General features: G+C 73.7%; 17 protein-coding genes and 1 pseudogene. 11 read left to right on the forward strand and 7 right to left on the reverse strand.

What is annotated here, in order from left to right:
* Window positions 1-9: 9 nt before the first annotated feature.
* A complete protein-coding gene (locus ABDB74_RS05350) occupies window positions 10-1,143 on the reverse strand; it encodes a helix-turn-helix domain-containing protein (protein WP_346622334.1) in 1,134 nt (377 codons plus the stop codon).
* A gap of 124 nt (window positions 1,144-1,267) precedes the next feature.
* Between ABDB74_RS05350 and ABDB74_RS05355 the strand changes: the two genes are divergently transcribed.
* Together ABDB74_RS05355 and pruA are read left to right on the forward strand one after the other, a co-directional pair.
* Window positions 1,268-2,197: a proline dehydrogenase family protein gene (locus ABDB74_RS05355; protein WP_346622336.1), complete on the forward strand. Its 930-nt coding sequence runs from the start codon at window positions 1,268-1,270 to the stop codon at window positions 2,195-2,197.
* Between the two features lie 25 nt (window positions 2,198-2,222).
* A complete protein-coding gene (gene pruA, locus ABDB74_RS05360; RefSeq protein WP_346622338.1) occupies window positions 2,223-3,848 on the forward strand; it encodes an L-glutamate gamma-semialdehyde dehydrogenase in 1,626 nt (541 codons plus the stop codon).
* A gap of 96 nt (window positions 3,849-3,944) precedes the next feature.
* Here pruA and ABDB74_RS05365 read toward each other — a convergent pair whose 3' ends face one another.
* Window positions 3,945-4,481 carry a DUF488 domain-containing protein gene (locus tag ABDB74_RS05365; protein WP_346622339.1) on the reverse strand — a complete coding sequence of 179 codons (537 nt, stop codon included), beginning with the start codon at window positions 4,479-4,481 and terminating at the stop codon, window positions 3,945-3,947.
* 83 nt (window positions 4,482-4,564) lie between these two features.
* On the opposite strand from ABDB74_RS05365, the gene ABDB74_RS05370 reads away from it, so the two are divergent.
* Window positions 4,565-5,737, forward strand: coding sequence for an MFS transporter (locus tag ABDB74_RS05370; RefSeq protein ID WP_346622340.1), 1,173 nt, complete (start codon window positions 4,565-4,567; stop codon window positions 5,735-5,737).
* A 7-nt stretch (window positions 5,738-5,744) separates the two neighbouring features.
* Here ABDB74_RS05370 and ABDB74_RS05375 read toward each other — a convergent pair whose 3' ends face one another.
* Both ABDB74_RS05375 and ABDB74_RS20660 read right to left on the reverse strand, forming a co-directional pair.
* Window positions 5,745-6,086, reverse strand: a complete 342-nt coding sequence (locus tag ABDB74_RS05375) for a hypothetical protein (RefSeq protein ID WP_346622341.1) — start codon at window positions 6,084-6,086, stop codon at window positions 5,745-5,747.
* A 237-nt stretch (window positions 6,087-6,323) separates the two neighbouring features.
* A pseudogene (locus ABDB74_RS20660) lies at window positions 6,324-6,617 on the reverse strand (cupin domain-containing protein); the annotation flags it as partial.
* A 203-nt stretch (window positions 6,618-6,820) separates the two neighbouring features.
* Here ABDB74_RS20660 and ABDB74_RS05380 point away from each other — a divergent pair.
* Both ABDB74_RS05380 and ABDB74_RS05385 read left to right on the forward strand, forming a co-directional pair.
* Window positions 6,821-7,453: a GAF domain-containing protein gene (locus tag ABDB74_RS05380; RefSeq protein WP_346622343.1), complete on the forward strand. Its 633-nt coding sequence runs from the start codon at window positions 6,821-6,823 to the stop codon at window positions 7,451-7,453.
* Complete coding sequence (locus tag ABDB74_RS05385) at window positions 7,450-7,821, forward strand: LuxR C-terminal-related transcriptional regulator (protein WP_346622344.1); 372 nt, start codon at window positions 7,450-7,452, stop codon at window positions 7,819-7,821. The genes ABDB74_RS05380 and ABDB74_RS05385 overlap by 4 nt, the downstream gene beginning before the upstream one ends.
* 34 nt (window positions 7,822-7,855) lie before the next feature.
* On the opposite strand, the gene ABDB74_RS05390 is transcribed toward ABDB74_RS05385, so the two are convergent.
* The 3 genes from ABDB74_RS05390 to ABDB74_RS05400 form a co-directional block, all read right to left on the reverse strand.
* Window positions 7,856-8,689 (reverse strand): ABC transporter permease, encoded by an 834-nt coding sequence (locus tag ABDB74_RS05390; RefSeq protein WP_346622346.1) that lies wholly within the window; start codon window positions 8,687-8,689, stop codon window positions 7,856-7,858.
* On the reverse strand, window positions 8,686-9,606 hold the full coding sequence (locus ABDB74_RS05395; protein WP_346622347.1) for an ABC transporter ATP-binding protein: 921 nt from the start codon (window positions 9,604-9,606) through the stop codon (window positions 8,686-8,688). Before ABDB74_RS05395 ends, ABDB74_RS05390 begins: the two co-directional genes overlap by 4 nt.
* Window positions 9,607-9,716: 110 nt before the next feature.
* Window positions 9,717-10,826, reverse strand: a complete 1,110-nt coding sequence (locus ABDB74_RS05400; protein WP_346622349.1) for an NAD(P)-binding domain-containing protein — start codon at window positions 10,824-10,826, stop codon at window positions 9,717-9,719.
* Between the two features lie 176 nt (window positions 10,827-11,002).
* Between ABDB74_RS05400 and ABDB74_RS05405 the strand changes: the two genes are divergently transcribed.
* The 6 genes from ABDB74_RS05405 to ABDB74_RS05430 all read left to right on the forward strand — a co-directional run bounded on the left by ABDB74_RS05405 (window position 11,003) and on the right by ABDB74_RS05430 (window position 17,505).
* A complete protein-coding gene (locus tag ABDB74_RS05405) occupies window positions 11,003-12,295 on the forward strand; it encodes an ATP-grasp domain-containing protein (protein ID WP_346622350.1) in 1,293 nt (430 codons plus the stop codon).
* Window positions 12,296-12,461: 166 nt separating this feature from the next.
* Window positions 12,462-13,253 (forward strand): ABC transporter ATP-binding protein, encoded by a 792-nt coding sequence (locus ABDB74_RS05410; RefSeq protein WP_346622351.1) that lies wholly within the window; start codon window positions 12,462-12,464, stop codon window positions 13,251-13,253.
* Window positions 13,250-14,149 carry an ABC transporter ATP-binding protein gene (locus tag ABDB74_RS05415; RefSeq protein ID WP_346622352.1) on the forward strand — a complete coding sequence of 300 codons (900 nt, stop codon included), beginning with the start codon at window positions 13,250-13,252 and terminating at the stop codon, window positions 14,147-14,149. The genes ABDB74_RS05410 and ABDB74_RS05415 overlap by 4 nt, the downstream gene beginning before the upstream one ends.
* A complete protein-coding gene (locus ABDB74_RS05420) occupies window positions 14,146-15,036 on the forward strand; it encodes a branched-chain amino acid ABC transporter permease (protein WP_346622354.1) in 891 nt (296 codons plus the stop codon). The genes ABDB74_RS05415 and ABDB74_RS05420 overlap by 4 nt, the downstream gene beginning before the upstream one ends.
* Window positions 15,029-16,264 carry a branched-chain amino acid ABC transporter permease gene (locus ABDB74_RS05425; protein ID WP_346622355.1) on the forward strand — a complete coding sequence of 412 codons (1,236 nt, stop codon included), beginning with the start codon at window positions 15,029-15,031 and terminating at the stop codon, window positions 16,262-16,264. Before ABDB74_RS05420 ends, ABDB74_RS05425 begins: the two co-directional genes overlap by 8 nt.
* A complete protein-coding gene (locus ABDB74_RS05430; RefSeq protein WP_346622357.1) occupies window positions 16,261-17,505 on the forward strand; it encodes an ABC transporter substrate-binding protein in 1,245 nt (414 codons plus the stop codon). Before ABDB74_RS05425 ends, ABDB74_RS05430 begins: the two co-directional genes overlap by 4 nt.

Here is a 17,505-nt window from a genome sequence, read left to right on the forward strand (position 1 = left end):
CCGGCCGGATCAGGAGAGCCGCGGCCGGAGGAGCCCGGCCAGGCGCGCGGCCCGCAGCCCGGCGTGCACCAGCAGGCGGGCGTCGCCGTCGGCCAGGTCCAGGCCGGTCAGAGCGGTGATCCGGCCCAGCCGGTAGTACAGCGTGTGCCGGTGGATGCACAGCGCGTCGGCGGTCCGGACTGCGCTGCCGGCGCAGTCCAGGAACACCTCCGCCGTCCGGGCCAGCACGGCGTCCTCGACCAGCGGGAGCACGGCCGGGTCGGGGCCCGGCAGCTCGGCGGCCAGCCGCCACGCACCGAGCTCGCCCCAGTGCGCGACCGGGGAGAACCGCTCGACCGCCGCGGCGACCCGCACCGCGGCCCGGGCCTCGCGCCACTGGTCGGCGAGCGCGTCGGCGCCGCGGCGCACCGCGGACACCCCGGCGGTGCTCGCCGCCGGCAGCGAGCCCAGCGACGCGGCGGCCAGCGCGCCGGCGGGGCGCAGGTCGGTGTCCGCCGGGAGCGGCACCAGCACCGCGACCGGGCCGCCGTCGACGACGGCCGCCACGGTCCCCGCCGCCGGCAGCCGCCACCCCGGGGGCACGGCGCCGCCGGCGGGGGACAGGGCCACCAGCACCTGGGCCCCGTCGCCGGTCAGCCGGTCGGCCAGCCGGCGGGCCGCCTGCGCCCGGGCCCCGGGCCGGCCGGTGAGCGCGTCGGCGAGCGTGCGGCCCAGGTCCTCCTCGGGCCGTCCGGCGAGCAGCCGGCCGGCGTCCGCGGCCAGGTCGAGGGCCCGGGCCAGCGCCGGGTCGGCCTCGTCGTCGGGGTCGGTCCGGCCGTCGTCCAGCAGCCACAGGTAGCCCCGCGCGCGGCCCTCGTGCCGGACGGGCAGCACCAGCCGGGTGAGGATCCCGGCAGCCGGATCGGCCGGCGTCCGCAGCGGGCGGGTCGCCGAGGAGATGCCGAACTCCTCGAACCAGCGGCGGGTGTCCCGGGACGAGCTCCGGGTCAGGATCGAGCGGGTGCGGACGGCGTCCATCGGATCGGCGCCGCTGTCGTCGTGGGCGCAGAAGGCCAGCAGCGTGAAGTCCGCGTCCTCGAGCGTCGCGGGGGCGGCCAGCACCCGGGAGACCTCGTCGACGAGTTCCTGCAGGTCGTCCCGCATGCGCTCCTCCTCCTCGTACAGCTGTATGAGAACAGACGGGCGGAGTCCGGACATCTGTCCCTGGTCCGGAGGGGTGGCGCTGTCTAGCGTTCGGGGGGACGGTCCATCGTTCCCGGGAGGTCCCGTGGTGCTCTCCAAGGCTCTGCTGGCGGCGTCCCGCCGACCCGGGCTGCAACGGGTGGTCACCGGCACCCCGGCGACCCGCCGCGTGGTCGACCGGTTCGTCGCGGGCGAGACCCTGGCCGACGCGCTGACCGCCGCCCGCACCCTGGCCGCCGACGGCATCTCGGTGACCCTCGACCACCTCGGCGAGGACGTCACCTCGCGCGCCGGGGCCGAGCACTCCCGCGACGCCTACCTCGCCGCTCTCGAGGGGCTGGCCGGTCTGGGCCTCGGGGACCGCGCCGAGGTCTCGGTGAAGCTGTCGGCCTTCGGCCAGGCCCTGCCCGACGGCCACGACACCGCCCTGGAGCTGGTGCGCCCGGTGGTCGAGGCGGCGACCGCCGCGGGCACCACGGTGACCCTCGACATGGAGGACCACCGCACGATCGACTCCACGCTCGCCGCACTGGCCGAGCTGCGCAAGGAGCACCCCGGCACCGGCGCCGTCCTGCAGGCGATGCTCCACCGCACCGAGGACGACGCCAAGGCCCTCGCCGTCACCGGTTCCCGCGTGCGCCTGGTGAAGGGCGCCTACGACGAACCGGCGACCGTGGCGTACCAGAAGAAGAAGGACGTCGACGCCGCCTACGCGCGCTGCCTGGAGATCCTCATGGCCGGGCCGGGGTACCCGATGGTCGGCTCGCACGACCCGGCGGTGATCCAGCGCGCGCACGAGCTGGCCGCCCAGCAGTCGCGGGCCGCGGACTCGTGGGAGGTGCAGATGCTCTACGGCATCCGGCCCGACGAGCAGCGCCGCCTCGCCGCCGGCGGCACCCGCGTGCGGGCCTACGTCCCGTACGGCGTCGATTGGTACGCGTACTTCGTGCGCCGGCTGGCCGAGCGCCCGGCCAACGTCGGCTTCTTCGTCCGTTCCCTGATCACCACATCCTGATCACACCGTCCTGAGAGGTCCTGCCATGGACGCCGTCACCCGTGTCCCCGCTCCGCGCAACGAGCCGGTCCGCGACTACGCCCCCGGAGCCGCCGAGCGGGCCGCCCTGCAGACCCGGCTGGCCGAGCTGGCCGCCGAGCCGCTGGAGCTGACCAGCACCATCGGCGGGCGGCAGCGCATGGCCGCCGGGGAGCGGTTCGACGTCGTGCAGCCGCACCGGCACGCCGCCGTCCTCGGGGCCTCGGCGCACGCGACCCACGCCGACGCGCAGGACGCCGTCCGCTGCGCCAAGGAGGCCGCGCCCGCCTGGCAGGAGCTCTCGTTCGACGACCGCGCGGCGGTCTTCCTGAAGGCCGCGGACCTGCTGGCCGGCCCGTGGCGGCAGACCCTCAACGCCGCCACGATGCTCGGCCAGAGCAAGACCGCCTACCAGGCCGAGATCGACAGCGCCTGCGAGCTGATCGACTTCTGGCGCTGGAACGTGCACTTCGCGAGCCGGATCCTGGCCGAGCAGCCGGAGTCGGCCCCCGGCTTCTGGAACCGCAGCGACCACCGGCCGCTCGAGGGCTTCGTGTACGCGATCACGCCGTTCAACTTCACCGCGATCGCCGGGAACCTGCCCACGGCGCCGGCGCTCATGGGCAACACCGTGGTCTGGAAGCCGGCGCCGACCCAGCAGTTCGCCGCGCACTTCGTCATGCGGCTGCTGGAGGCCGCGGGCCTGCCGCCCGGGGTGATCAACATGGTCACCGGCGACGGGATCCCGGTGTCGGAGGTGGCCCTGGCCGACCGCGACCTCGCCGGGATCCACTTCACCGGGTCGACCCCGGTGTTCCAGCATCTGTGGCGCACGGTGGGCAACAACATCTCGTCCTACCGCGGCTACCCGCGGATCGTCGGGGAGACCGGCGGCAAGGACTTCGTCGTCGCGCACGCCTCGGCCGACGTCGACGTGCTGCGCACCGCGCTCGTCCGGGGCGCGTTCGAGTACCAGGGGCAGAAGTGCTCCGCGGCCTCGCGCGCCTACGTCCCGCGCAGCGTGTGGGCCCGGCTGAAGGACGACCTGGTCGCCACCACCGAGTCCCTCGAGCAGGGCGACGTCACCGACTTCTCGAACTTCATGGGCGCGGTCATCGACCGGAAGTCGTTCTCGAAGCTCTCCGGCGTCATCGACCGGGTCGACGACGACCCGGCGCTGTCGATCGTGGCGGGCGGGGAGAAGGACGACAGCGAGGGCTTTTTCGTGCGGCCCACGATCATCGAGGGCACCGACCCCGGCCACGAGGTCTTCACCACCGAGTACTTCGGCCCGGTGCTCGCCGTCCACGTCTACGAGGACGCCGAGTACGACGCGGTGCTGGCGCAGATGGAGTCCGCGGCGCCGTACGCGCTCACCGGCGCGGTCATCGCCCAGGACCGCGCGGCGGTCGCGCACGCCCAGAAGTTCCTGCGCCACGCGGCGGGCAACTTCTACGTCAACGACAAGCCGACCGGCGCCGTCGTCGGCCAGCAGCCCTTCGGTGGCGGGCGGGCGTCGGGCACGAACGACAAGGCCGGCGCCGCGCAGAACCTCCAGCGGTGGACCAGCACCCGGTCGATCAAGGAGACCTTCGTGCCGGCGACCGACCACCGCTACCCCCACATGGGCTGACCCCGGCGTGGCCATGACCAGGTGACCTGATCATGGCGCGTCCTCCCGCACGGTCGGCGGTGGGGGAGGACGCGGTGCCGCGAGGGAGGACGGCGTTCAGGGCGTCACGGCGCCGGGCCAGTGGACCTGCCCGTCAGAACCCAGCACCGCGCCGTCGGCGGGCGGGTGGGGGGTGAGCCGGCCGTCGGGCATGAGGTGGTGCACCGGGACGTCGCGGGCGAGGACGGCGACGTCGGCGACCAGCCGCCGGTGGCAGCGCCACCAGACGCTCTCGCTGCACATGACGGCCACCGTCGTCGCGGCGGCGTCGGCGAGCACCTGGTCGAGGGCCGCGGCGAACTCCGGCGTCCGGGTGTGGGCGGCGTACGCGGCGAACTGCGCGACGGTCCACCAGTCGTCGGCCACCGGATCACCGGGCGGGAGCCGGCGGCGTCCGCCCAGCCGTTCCTCCCACCGGTAGCCGACGCCCGCGGCGGGCAGCCACCCGGCCAGCTCCTCGCGCCGCGCGTCCGGGTTGGTGCGGCTGCCGGGGAAGCGGCGGACGTCGACGACCAGCCCCACGCCGGCGCTGGTGAGGCGGTCACCGAGCCGGTGGCGGTCCTCGGGCCCGTGGCCCACGGTCAGCAGCGGCACGCCACGGGGACTACCCGGGCGCGGCCGGTCATGCCCCGCCGGTCATGCTCGGCACGGACGTGCGACGACGACGACGGAGTGCTGTGAGCGGGGAAGCGGTGGAGGTGCGGGCCTCCCTGTGGCGGTCGCGCGGGGTGTGGGCGCTCGTGGGGGTCACCGCTCTCGGGTTCGCCAGCTACTTCCTGACGCTGGCCTCGCTGCCGGCCTACGCGGTGGCCGGCGGCGCGCCGGAGAGCACCGCCGGCGTGGTGACGGCGGTCTTCCTCGTGGTCACCATCGCCGTCCAGACCGTGGTGCCCGCGCTGACCAACCGGTTCGGCGTCGGGCCCGTGTTCGCGGCCGGGCTCCTCGCGCTGGGGCTGCCCGCGCCGTTCTACGTGCTCGACGACGGCGTGGCGTGGATCTGCGCGCTCTCGGCGGTGCGCGGGGCCGGGTTCGCGGTCATCACCGTGCTCGGCGCGACCCTGGCGGCCCGGGTCGCCCCGCCGGAGCGGCGCGGCGAGTCGATCGGCCTGTACGGCCTGGCCATCGCGCTGCCCAACATGGTGGCGATCCCGGCCGGGGTGGCGCTGGTGCTGAACGGGCACGTCGGATGGCTGTCGTGGCTGTCGGCCTCACCGGTGCTGGGGCTGGTCTTCCTGCCCATGCTGCTGCGGTCGATGACCAGCCACGAGGACCGCGGGCCGTCGGGGAACGCGCGGGCGGCCGTGCGCGCCGCCCTGGTGCCGTCGGTCGTGCTGTTCGTGGTCACGACCGCCGGCGGTGGGCTGGTCACGTTCCTGCCCATCGACCGGCCCGACGGGCAGCTGGCGACCGGAGCGCTCCTGCTGTGGGGGCTGGCCGGCGCGGTGACGCGGTGGCGGGCCGGCGTGCTGGCCGACCGGGTCGGCACCCGGCTGCTGCTGCCGCTGGCGGTCCTGCTGGGGGCCCTCGGGCTCGCCGTCGCGGCCGTGGGGCTGTGGACCCACCCGGTCTGGGTGCTGCTCGGCTCGGCGATGTTCGGGGCGGGGTTCGGGGCGGTCCAGAACCTCACCCTGCTGCGCTCCTTCGCCCGCGCAGGGGAGGACGGCACGACGGCGGCGAGTGCGGTCTGGAACGCCTCGTTCGACGCCGGGACGGCCACCGGGGCGCTGCTGCTGGGCTTCACCTTCGGCGCCGTCGGGCTGCCCTGGACCTTCGTGCTCTCGGCCGTCGCGCTCGCCGTCGTGCTGCCGCTGGCGCGGGTGGCCGCCCGTCCGGTGCCGGCCCGGTCCTGACGCCGGCTCAGCCGCGCCGGATCGCGGCGTGCAGCGACCGGATGAACAGCACCTCCTCGGCGGAGCGCCGCAGCCAGGTGCGCAGCCCGTCGAGGTCGTTCCGGTTGGCGTCCCGGAGCTGGCCCAGCTTCGTCTGGCGCGTGCTGGCCTGGGCCCGCTGCGCGGTGGGCAGTGCCCGCCCTTCCGCGCGCGCGATCGCGGTCAGCCCCGCGCCCACGAACACCAGCTCGCGAACCTCGGTCAGGTCGGCGAGCAGCCGGTCGGCGGCGGGCTCGTCGGTCGCGGTCAGGGCGGCCAGCAGGTCGTCGGCGCGGCGGCGGCCCTCGGCGGCCGGGTCGGGAGACGTCACGGCTCCACTGTCCCTGGTCGCCCCGGGAAGGTCACGTGAGGGGCGGTCCCAGCACCTCCATCCCGTGCTCCCTCGCCGCGGCGACGAGGACGGCCATGTCCGGCGGGCCCTCGGGCGGGGGTGGCAGGGTCGGTGCCGGGGCCGGCCGGCCGGTGGCCCGCACGAACTGGTCGAACCGGGGCCGGGAGAGCGAGTCCGAGCAGGCGCGCGGTGGGGGAGTCCGACCCGGAAGGTGTGCGGCAGCCCTCTCGGCGCCCAGACGAAGCTGCCCGCCGTGGCGGTCCAGGTGCGGTCCTGGATGCCGAAGGTCAGCTCGCCGTCCAGCACGAACCAGGCCTCGTCCTCCTCGTGGTGGACGTGCAGCGGCGGTGACGAACGGTGGGGGAGCAGTTGCTCCCAGACGGCGAGCTGCCCGGCGGTGTGCTCGCCGAGGGCCTTGAAGGTCATCAACGTGTCGATGTGCCAGACCGCGGTCCCCGTGCCGGGGTCCCGCACGACGGGGGCCTGCTGGGTGGTGTCGGATGTGCTCATGAGGTGAGGGTCGGGCCCGGCTCCGGAAGCGCGACATCCCTGAAGCGGGGGGTTTCCTGCTGTCTCCTGCGGTCCTACCGTCTCCGCATGGCACCGACGGTGCGCGACCGGATCGAGCGGCTCTGCCGGTCGGCCACCGAGCCCCTGGCGCTGTACCGCGACGTCGTCCCGGTGCTGGGCCGCGCGGTGCCCGCCGATCTCTGGTGCGGTCTGCTCCTCGATCCGGCGACCGTCATGAACACCGGCGGGTACCACGACGAGGGGCTGCCCCTGGAGGTCCTGCCCCGGTTGCTGGAGCTGGAGGTCGGCAGCGACGACGTCAACCGGTTGCCGGCGCTCGCTCGCGACCGCTCCGGTGTCTCCACCCTCCACCGCGCCACCCGGGACCGCCCGGAGCTCAGCGCCCGGTACCGCGACGTCGTGGTGCCCGCGGGATGGGACCTGAGCTGCGGGCGGTGCTGCGCGACCGGGGCCGCCCCTGGGGCGCGGTGATCCTCTTCCGCGAGACCGGGTCACGCGACTTCACCGAGGCGGAGGTGGAGCTGGTCGCCGCGCTGGCGCCCGACGTCGCTGCTGCCGTCCGACGCACCCTGCTGGTGTCCGAGGTCGCCCACCGGGACGCCGAGGAGGGGCCCGGGATGGCGGTGCTGCGGGTCGACGGCCCGCGCATCGACGTGGAGCTGGCCAGCAGGGCGGCGCGGGTGCTCATGGACCAGATGCCCGACTCGCGCATCGACGGCGTCCCGGTCGGCGTCCACGTGCTGGTGTCCGGCTCATCGCGGCGGGAGGACGCCGTCAGTCGGCGCCCGTGCGGTTGCGGACGGGCCGGTGGATGAGCGTGCAGGTCGACGTCCTGGAGCCGGCCGGCCGGGAGGGGCCCGAGCGGCTGTCGCTGGTGATCGAGCCGGTGGCGCCCTACGAGCTGGCGGAGGTGATCGCCGAGGCCTACGGGCTCACCGCCCGGGAGCGCGAGGTGGCCCGGCTGGTGGTGGCGGGGAACAGCAACCCCGAGGTGGCCGCGGCGCTGTCGATCTCGCTGACCACCGTCCAGGACCACCTGAAGAAGGTCTACGCGAAGCTGGGGGTCGGCAGCCGGCACGAGCTGACCGCCCGCATGTTCTTCGACCAGTACCTGCCGCGCCAACTGTCCCGGCTGCCGGTCGGTGGCGACGGCTGGTACCTGCCCGCGACCCCGCCCCGCTGAACCCGGGCTCGGCGGGGCGGGGCGGGGCGAGGCGTCAGGCGTCGCGGCGCCGGAGGACCGGGTAGCCGGCGAGGACGACGACGGCGACCTCGGCGCAGAACACCGCGAAGCCGATCCACGGGTCGAGCAGGTTCGGGTCGAACGACACCGGGGTGGCCACCACCGAGCCGGCGTTCCCGGGCATCAGCTTGGTGGCCCACTCGCCCCAGGCGCCGGGCAGCAGCACCACCATGTTGCCGACGACCAGGAGCAGCGCGAGCACGATCGACAGGGCGGCGGCGGTGTGCCGCACGAGCAGGCCGACGGCGGCGGCGAACAGCCCGATCCCGGCCATGTACAGGCCACTGCCGAGCAGCGCGCGGAGCACGCCGTCGTCGCTGAGCGCCAGGCCGACGCCCTCCCGCTGCAGGAACCAGTTGCCGCCCAGGTAGCCGAGCACGGCGGTGACGGTGCCGACCACGAACAGCGTCGTGGTGAGCACGACCGCCTTGGCCGCGAGCACCCGGCCCCGGCGCGGGGTCGCGGTCAGCGTCGCGCGGATCATCCCGGTGCCGTACTCGCTCGTGACGACCAGGGCACCGAGCACGATCGCGGTGATCTGGGCGACGGTCATGCCCCAGGTGATGAACGCACGGGCAGGGTCGGAGGCGCTGCCGTCGGCGAGGTCGGCGGCGATCAGGGCGCAGACCAGGACGGTCAGCCCGGCGCCGAGGGCGACCAGCGCGACGACGGACCACGGTGTCGAGCGGACCGACCAGAACTTGATCCACTCGGCGCGCAGGGTGTCCGTGAAGCCGGGCCGGCGCACCCCGGGGACGTGCCGGTTGGGGTCGAGGTCGACGGTGCGGGAATGCTCGGTGACGGTCATGCGGGGACCCCGGCGGCGGTGGACGCGTGGTACTCCACGCTGTCGGCGGTCAGCGTCATGAAGGCGTCCTCGAGCGAGGAGCGGACGAGCGTGAGCTCGTGGAGGAGCAGGCCCCTCTTCCCGATGAGCTCCCCGATCGCGGCGGCGTCCAGGCCCTGGACCCGGAGCTCCTGCTCCTGCACGACGACGTCCAGCCCCTGGCGCCGCAGCAGGTCGGCGACCTCGGTTTGCTGCGGGGCGCGCACTCGCACGTAGGAGGCCGCGTGCTCGGCGATGAAGTCGGGCATCGAGCAGTCGGCCAGCACCCTGCCACGGCCGATGACGACGAGGTGCTCGGCGGTCAGCGCCATCTCCGCCATGAGGTGGCTGGAGAGGAACACCGTGCGGCCCTCGGCCGCGAGGTTCCGGGTGAGCCTGCGCACCCAGCGGATGCCCTCGGGGTCCAGGCCGTTGACCGGCTCGTCGAGGACGACGACGGGCGGGTCGCCCAGCAGTGCGACGGCGATGCCCAGGCGCTGGCCCATGCCCAGGGAGAACCGGCCCACCCGCTGGCCGGCGACGTCGGTGAGGCCGACCATGTCGAGCACCTCGTCGATGCGGCGCACGGGTATCCCGTTGCTCGCCGCCATCCAGCGGAGGTGGTCGCGGGCGGAGCGCCCCGGGTGCAGCGCCCGGGCCTCCAGCAGGGCGCCGACCTCGCGCAGCGGCGCGGGGTAGTCGGCGTACGCGCGGCCGTTGACGGTGATGCTGCCCGCGCTGGGCCGGTCGAGCCCGAGCAGCATGCGCATCGTCGTCGACTTGCCGGCGCCGTTCGGCCCGAGGAAGCCGGTGACCCGGCCCGGGTGGACGGTGAAGGAGACGCCGTCGACGGCGGTCCGGGTGCCGTACCTCTTGGTGAGCTCCCGTGCCTCGATCATCGCGGAGCCCGGGTGAGCAGTCGGAGAGTCATGCCCGAAGCCTGTCGGCCGCGGAGCGCCCGGAACATCGGGGAGCGCCCTGATCCGACCCTGAACGGTCCCCGAGCTGGTCAGGCCGTGCGGGGCAGGGGGGTCCCGGGGCGCAGCTCACGGCGCAGGGCCCGGGCAGCGGCCTGTCCCGCGCGGTTGGCGCCGATCGTGCTCGCGGAGGGGCCGTAGCCGACCAGGTGCAGCCGCGGCTCGCCGGCGACCTGGGTGCCGGCCATGCGGAACCCGCGGCCGGGGTCGCGCAGCCGCAGCGGGGCGAGGTGGCCGACCGCGGCCCGGAAGCCGGTGGCCCACAGGATCACGTCGGCGGCGACGAACCGGCTCTCCTGCCCGTCCACCGGGTCCCAGACGACGCCGTCGGCGGTGATCCGGTCGAACATCGGCAGCCGGTCGAGGACCCCGCGGTCGAGCCCGTCGCGGACGTACGGGGTGGACACCAGCAGGCCGGTCACCCCGACGACGCTGCCGGGGCGCCGTCCCTCGCGGACCGCCTCCTCGACCTTCGCGACCACCTCGCGGCCGAGGTCCTCGTCGAACGGACCCTCCCGCCAGACCGGCGGCCGGCGGGTGACCCACGTCGTGGCGGTGACGCGGGAGATCTCGGCCAGCAGCTGGGTGGCCGAGGCGCCGCCGCCCACGACGACGACGTGCTGCCCGCGGAACTCCTCGGCGGAGCGGTAGCCGACGGTGTGCAGCTGCCGGCCGGCGAACAGCTCCTGGCCGGGATAGCGGGGGACGAAGGGGCGGGTCCAGGTGCCGGTGGCGTTCACGACGGCACGGGCCGTCCACACGCCACGGTCGGTCTCCACGCGGAAGCGCTCGTCCCCGGTGCGCCGGACGGCGGTGACGCGGACCGGCCGCACGACGGGGAGGTCGACGTGCCGCTCGTACGCCGCGAAGTACCGGGGAACCGACTCCACCGCCGCCACCGTGTCGTCGACGGGGGTGAACGGCAGGCCGGGGAGGTCGTGCACCCGGTGCGTGGTGCCGAGGGTGAGGGAGGGCCAGCGGTGCCGCCAGGCCCCGCCGGGCGCGGCCTCGCCGTCGAGGACGACGAACCCGCTGCCGCGTTCGAAGCCCTGCCGGGCCAGCCCCCATGCGGTGGAGAGCCCAGCCTGCCCGGCGCCGATCACCACGACGTCGACGTCGCGGAGGGCGGGGCGGCTTGTCACACCGGGACCAACCCGCCGTCCGCCCCACCGCTTCCCGCCGGCCGCGGGAGAAGCAACGACACCCGGCCGTACCTCTTCCTGAGGAAACCGACCGCCCGGTATGGTGCCGCTTCCACTTGCTGACCGACGGGGGACAGTTCACCATGCCGACGCCCATGTCAGCCGATGACGGCGCCGTGACCAGGGGCGATTCCGACGCCCGGTGGTTCGTGGCGGTCGAGGTGCACGTGCGCTCGTCGGCGGCGCGGCCGGAGTTCGGGGCGGGCGAGCGGCTGGACGCACCCGGGGTGGCGCAGCTCGAGAGCGCCCGTCTCCGCGGGTTGCGGACGGCGGTGCTCACCCGGGATCGCGCCTTCTACGGCGACGACCTCGACTGGCTCGTCGACCACTGGATCGACTGCGACACCGGGAATGCGGCCGCGATCGCCGCAGCGGCCGGCTCCCTGACCGGGGTGGTCGCCGCCCTCACCAGCTCGGTGGACGGGTTCTCCGGTCCGGCCGCCGCTGCGGCGAGGGCGCTCGGGCTGCGCGGCCCCACCCCCGGCACGCCGGCGCTCGCGCACGACGAGGCGGCCGTCCGTCGCGCCCTGACCGCTGCCGGGATCCCCGGGGTCCGCTGGGCGGAGGTGTCGGCGGCGGACGCGGAACTCGACGCGCCGGTCGGCTACCCGTGCCTCGTCATGCCGGTGGACGGCGGCACCGGCTGGGACGTCGGGCTGGTCTCCGACGACTCGGAGCTCAGGGCGGTCGCGGCCCGGCACCGCGCCCGCCACTGCTACGGCCGGGCGCTGCGACCGCGGCACCGGCTGATCGTCGAGGAGGTCACCCGCGGACCGCGCTTCTCCGCCGACGGTTTCGTCGACGAGGACGGTCCGGTGGTCCTCGCCTGGTCGGAGCGGGTCATGGCCGCGCCGCCGCACCACACCGAGCTCGCCGTGACGGCGACGACGCAGCCGCCCGGGGCGGGGGTCGCGGACGCCGTCCGGTCGTGGCTGGCCGCGGTCGGGTACGACTTCGGCCCGTTCCACGTGGAGTTCGTCATGGGCTCGGGCGGCCCGCGGCTGGTCATGTTCCGCCCGCGCGTGGTCGATGCCGGCGCCCACCACTGCGTCGACCGGGTCAGCGGCGTCGACACGGTGGACCTGTGGGTCGCGCGGTTGCTGGGTGAGCGTCCCGCATCCGGCGCGGTGGGGGGTCCGGTGGGCGCGAGCACCCAGATGTTCCTCACCTCTCAGGTGATCGGCCGGGTTCGGGCCGTGTCCGGCGTCCGGGACGTGGGCTGCATCCCCGGACTCGTCGTGGCGGAGGTGTTCACCGACATCGGCAGCCCGGCAATGCCGCCGACCTGCAGCCGCGAGCGGCTGGGTCACGTCCTCACCGTCGGCGAGACGCCGGAGCAGTCCCGGCGGCGCGCCGCGACCGCCCTCGACACCATCTGCGTGGAGATCGACGAGCTCGTCCCCGCCTGACGGGGGTGGTGGGCCCTGGCGGCGCAGTGATCATTCCGTGACCGTCGCGGCGCGCCGGGCGGTGTGATCTGCGCTTAGAGTCTCGGCTCATGTGGTCCAGATCACCATCGCTTCGATCCGGTGTCCGGTCGCGTACCGACGGGCTGCGACGCGGGACGTCCCGGCCGTGCTGAGCATCGATTCCCTCCACGTCACCTACGGCGGCGCCGTCCAGGCCGTGCGCGGGGTGTCCATGGACGTGCCCGACGGCAAGGTCGTCGCCGTGCTCGGCAGCAACGGCGCCGGGAAGAGCACCCTGCTGCGCACCATCTCGGGCACGCTGCGGCTGCACCGCGGCAAGATCGAGTCCGGGAGTCTGAGCTTCGACGGCACCGACCTCGCCTCTCGCGACCCGGCCCAGGCGGTGCGCCTCGGCCTCGTGCAGGTGCCCGAGGGGCGGCGCATCTTCGGCCGCCTCACGGTGGAGGAGAACCTGCGGGCCGGCGGGATGGGGAACCGGGACAAGGCCGCCAAGGCGAAGGCCCAGGACCGGGTCTACGACATGTTCCCGGTCCTCAAGGAGCGCAGCTCGCAGCGCGGGGCGCTGCTGTCCGGTGGTGAGCAGCAGATGCTGGCCATCGGCCGGGCGCTGATGGCCAGTCCCAAGCTGCTCCTGCTCGACGAGCCCTCGCTCGGCCTGGCCCCGCGGATCATCGGTCAGATCGGTGAGGTCATCGCCGAGATCAACCGGCAGGGCACGTCGGTCCTGCTCGTCGAGCAGAACGCGACCATGGCGCTGGGGGTGGCCGATCTGGCCTACGTGCTCGACGTCGGGGAGGTGTCCCTCTCCGGCGACGCGCGACAGCTGTCCCAGACCGACGAGGTCCAGCGGCTGTACCTCGGTCATGACGGCGGCGACTCCGGTGAGCCGCGGCGGCGCATGGCCTCGGGCAAGACGCTCTCGCGGTGGACGGCATGACCGCCCCACACGCCGCCGGGTCACACGCCGCCGGAGCTCGTGCCGTCGGGTCGGACACCCGATCGGACATCCCACCGGTCGAGGTCGACAACGTCAGCGTCCGGTTCGGGGCGATCACGGCCCTGTCGGAGGTGTCCTTCACGGTCGCGCCCGGCTCGATCCACGCGATCATCGGCCCGAACGGCGCCGGGAAGTCGACGATGTTCAACGTTCTGTCCGGGGTCTACAAGGCCGACGAGGGGCAGGTCCGGTTCGGTGATGCCCGGCTGGACCAGATGCGTCCGTACAAGATCGCCGGCATCGGGGTCGCCCGCGCGTTCCAGAACATCGCCCTCTCCAGCACCCAGTCGGTGGCGGAGAACCTGATGCTGGGCCGTCACCACCTGACCAAGGCCGGTTTCCTGGCCGCCGGCCTGCGGCTTCCGCGGGCGACGCGGGAGGGGAAGATCCACGGCGCCCGCGTGGCCGAGATCGCGGAGTTCCTCGAGCTCGGCGACAAGCTGCACACGCCCGTCGGGGTGCTCTCCTACGGCGACCAGAAGCGGGTGGAGGTGGCCCGAGCGCTGTGCACCGAGCCGCGACTGCTCCTGCTCGACGAGCCGGTGGCGGGCATGAACGCCGAGGAGACCGACCGGATGGCCGACGCCATCCTCGAGATCCGGTCGGCGCTCGGGATCTCCATCGTCCTGGTCGAGCACGACATGGGAATGGTCATGTCGCTGGCCGACCGCGTCACCGTCCTGGACTTCGGCCGCCGGATCGCGGACGGCACTCCCGCCGAGGTGCAGAACGATCCCGAGGTGATCCGCGCCTACCTCGGCTCCGGCGACGAGGAGAACCCCGCCGACGCCGCCGCCCACCACCACCCCTCCGACACACCTGGGGCGACCTCGTGACGCAGTTCCTCTCCCTGCTCCTCAACGGGATATCCCTCGGCGCGCTCTACGCCCTCATCGCCCTGGGGTTCGTGATCATCTTCAAGTCGAGCGAGGTCGTGAGCTTCACCCACGGCTCGCTGTTGCTGCTCGGCGCCTACTCCATCGCGCGGCTCTCGGAGACGATCGGGTTCCTGCCGGCCGTCCTCGTGGGCATCGCCATCACGGCGGCCGCGGCTTTCGTGATCGAACGCCTGATCATCAACCGGCTCCGGGGGGCCGCCGTGATCAGCCTGGCCATCGTCACCATCGGCGTCGACATCATCCTGCTCACCGAGCTGATCCGGCGGATCGGCTCGGACATCCTCAACGTGCCGCACCCGTGGGGCGGGCAGTCGTTCCGGGTCGGGAGCATCGGGCTCAGCCAGAACCGGCTGATCGCGTTCCTCATCGCGGCGGTCCTCATCGCCGCGTTCTTCGCGGCCTTCAAGTACTCCAGCTGGGGCATCGCGATGCGCGCGTCGGCGGAGGACGGCGAGACGGCGGCGCTGATGGGCATCCGGCAGGGACGGGTCTCCGCACTCGCGTGGGTGGTCGCCGGCGTGCTCGCCGCCGTCGCGGCGTTGTTCCTCGTGGGCTCGCCCACCCCGGGCGTCAGCCCGACGGCCTACGCCGTCGCCCTCCGCGCCTTCCCGGCGGCGATCCTCGGGGGCCTCGACTCGACAGGGGGTGCGCTCGTGGGCGGGCTCCTGATCGGCATCGCCGAGGCATTGGCCGCCGGCTACCAGGACCAGTTGCTGTTCCTCGGCCGTGGGTTCAGCGCCGTCGTCCCGTTCATCGTGATGATCGCGGTCCTCATGTTCCGGCCCTCGGGCCTGTTCGGGACGAAGGAGCTCACCCGTGTCTGAGTCGACGGCGACGGCGACACGGGGGGCGCACCCGTCGGGGGTCGATCCGCAGCCGGCGGGTGGTGGCCGGTCACGGCTGCCATCCCTGCTCAAGCCCCTGCTGCTCGCCGCGTTCCTGGTGGTGCTGCTGGTCCTGCCGCTGTACGTGGAGGAGTTCTGGCTGCGAACCGGGTTCGCCGTCTGCGGCGCGATCGTGGGTGCGATCGGCCTGAACTTGCTGGTGGGCAACAGTGGTCAGCTCTCCCTCGCCCATGCCTTCTTCCTCGCCGTCGGGGCGGTCAGCTACGTCTACGTCTCCGGGGAGCCGGGCGGTCTGGGCGTCGCCGAGCTCGGCGGCCTGGGCCTGCCGCCGATCATCGGGATGATCGTGGGCGTGCTGCTGGCCGGCCTCGCGGGGCTGATCTTCAGCCCCCTCGCAGCCCGGCTGCGCGGGATCTACCTCGGTGTGGCGTCGCTGGCGCTGGTGTTCATCGGCATCCACGTCCTCAACAGCTGGACCGAGGTCACCGGCGGGTTCAACGGGCGGGCGGCGCCGAGCTTCTCCCTGTTCGGCTTCACCTTCGGCAACCGGGACCCCGAGCTGTACGTCCTGGGCGTGCCGTTCCGGGAGGCGGAGCGGCTCTGGTACCTCGGGCTCGTCCTGGCGCTGGCGGCCTACGTGTTCGCCCGCAACCTGCTCCGCAGCCGCCCGGGCCGGGCCCTGCAGACCCAGCGGGACAGCGAGGTCGCGGCATCGGTGATGGGCGTCAACGTCCAGGGCTACAAGGCCAGGATCTTCCTGGTGAGCTCGATGTACGCCGGGCTCGCCGGGGTGATGTACGCCCTGTCCATCGGGAGCATCGCGCCGGAGTCCTTCGGCCTCGAGCTGTCGATCCTCTACCTCGCCATGATCGTCCTGGGCGGCCTCGGCTCGGTGAACGGGGCCGTGCTGGGGGCGATCTTCGTCAGCGCACTGCCGCTGGTCTTCCAGCGGTACGCCGACCTGATCCCCTTCGTGGGTCGCGGCGAAGGCGGACTGGCGGCCGGCGAGGCGGCCCGCTTCCTGTTCGGCGCAGCCATCGTCCTGGTGATCCTCTTCGAGCCCGCCGGCCTCGCCGGTATCGGCCGGCGCATCACCGGCCGATTCCGTCGCCCCGGAGGGCGCATCACCCAGCGACCACCCGACACACCCAGCCGTTCCACCGAACCCACCCCGTCAGACCCACCGGCACAAGGGAGCACCACGTGAGACTGAGCAAGCGTTCGACCGGCGTCACGATGCTGGCCGCCACCGTCGTCCTGGCCGCCACCGGCTGCAGCACCAGGGCGCCGGAGTCCTCGGGTGGCGGCGGCGGAGGAGCAGCCGCCGGCGATGTCACGACCGACGTCGGGGTCGAGGGCGAGACCATCACCCTCGGGGTGCTCACCGACCTGACCGGCGTCTTCGCCGCGCTGGGCAACGACATCACCAACGCCAACAGCCTGTTCTGGGAGAACAACCAGGTCTGCGACACCTACGACGTCGAACTCGAGATCCAGGACACCGGCTACGTCCCCCAGCAGGGCGTCCAGCTCTACAGCGGGATGCAGGACAGCATCCTGGCCATGCAGCAGACGATCGGCTCGCCCATCAACACGGCACTGGCGCCCGAGTACGAGGCGGACCAGATCGTCAACTTCCCCTCCGCCTGGTCGAAGACGCTCACCCAGATCCCGGGCACGGGCGTCGTGGGGGCCACCTACGACGTCGAGATCGCCAACGGCTACGACTACATGTTCCGAGAGGGGCTCCTGCAGGAGGGCGACACGGTCGGCCACATCTACTTCGAGGGCGAGTACGGCGCGAACGGGCTCGAGGGCACCAGGGCCGTCGCCGAGGAGATGGGCCTCGAGGTCATCGAGGCGCAGATCAAGGCGACCGACCAGGACATGAGCGCGCAGATCACCCAGTTCAACTCGGCCGGTGTCGACATGATCGCGCTCACCGTGGCCCCGGGGCAGACGGCCTCGGTGGCGACCGTCGCCGCGGCGCAGGGGCTCGACGTGCCGATCCTGGGCAGCAACCCCGTCTTCGCGCCCGGGCTGCTCCAGGGCCCGGCCGCCGAGTGGCTGAAGACTCACCTGTACGTGGCGTCGCCGGTGTCGGCCTTCGACGCCCACCCGGAGCTGCTCCAGCAGTACCAGGAGGCATACCCCGACGCCGTCCCGAGCCTGGGCGTCGTCGTCGGCTTCGGCATGAGCGAGATGATGAAGCAGGTGCTGGACCAGGCCTGCGAGAACGGCGACCTCACCCGTGAGGGCGTCCTGACGGCGTTCCAGGAGCTGGAAGAGGTCGACACCGGCGGTCTCGTCGTGCCGATCCGGGGCTTCGAGCTCGGCCAGTCGCCGAGCCTGCAGAGCTTCATCCTCCAGCCGGCCGACGTGCCCGGTGGTGCCACCGTCCTGGAGGACGCCTTCGAGGGCGAGTTCGCCGCCGGCATCGCCGGCTGA

The organism is Blastococcus sp. HT6-4 (genome assembly GCF_039679125.1).
Lineage (GTDB): Bacteria > Actinomycetota > Actinomycetes > Mycobacteriales > Geodermatophilaceae > Blastococcus > Blastococcus montanus.

Excerpts from the sequence above, each read along its gene's own strand:
- ABDB74_RS05390 (WP_346622346.1), bottom strand. The coding sequence starts at position 8,689 with ATGACCGTCACCGAGCATTCCCGCACCGTCGACCTCGACCCCAACCGG.
- ABDB74_RS05350 (WP_346622334.1), bottom strand. The coding sequence starts at position 1,143 with ATGCGGGACGACCTGCAGGAACTCGTCGACGAGGTCTCCCGGGTGCTG.
- ABDB74_RS05385 (WP_346622344.1), top strand. The coding sequence starts at position 7,450 with ATGAGCGTGCAGGTCGACGTCCTGGAGCCGGCCGGCCGGGAGGGGCCC.
- ABDB74_RS05415 (WP_346622352.1), top strand. The coding sequence starts at position 13,250 with ATGACCGCCCCACACGCCGCCGGGTCACACGCCGCCGGAGCTCGTGCC.
- pruA (WP_346622338.1), top strand. The coding sequence starts at position 2,223 with ATGGACGCCGTCACCCGTGTCCCCGCTCCGCGCAACGAGCCGGTCCGC.
- ABDB74_RS05395 (WP_346622347.1), bottom strand. The coding sequence starts at position 9,606 with ATGATCGAGGCACGGGAGCTCACCAAGAGGTACGGCACCCGGACCGCC.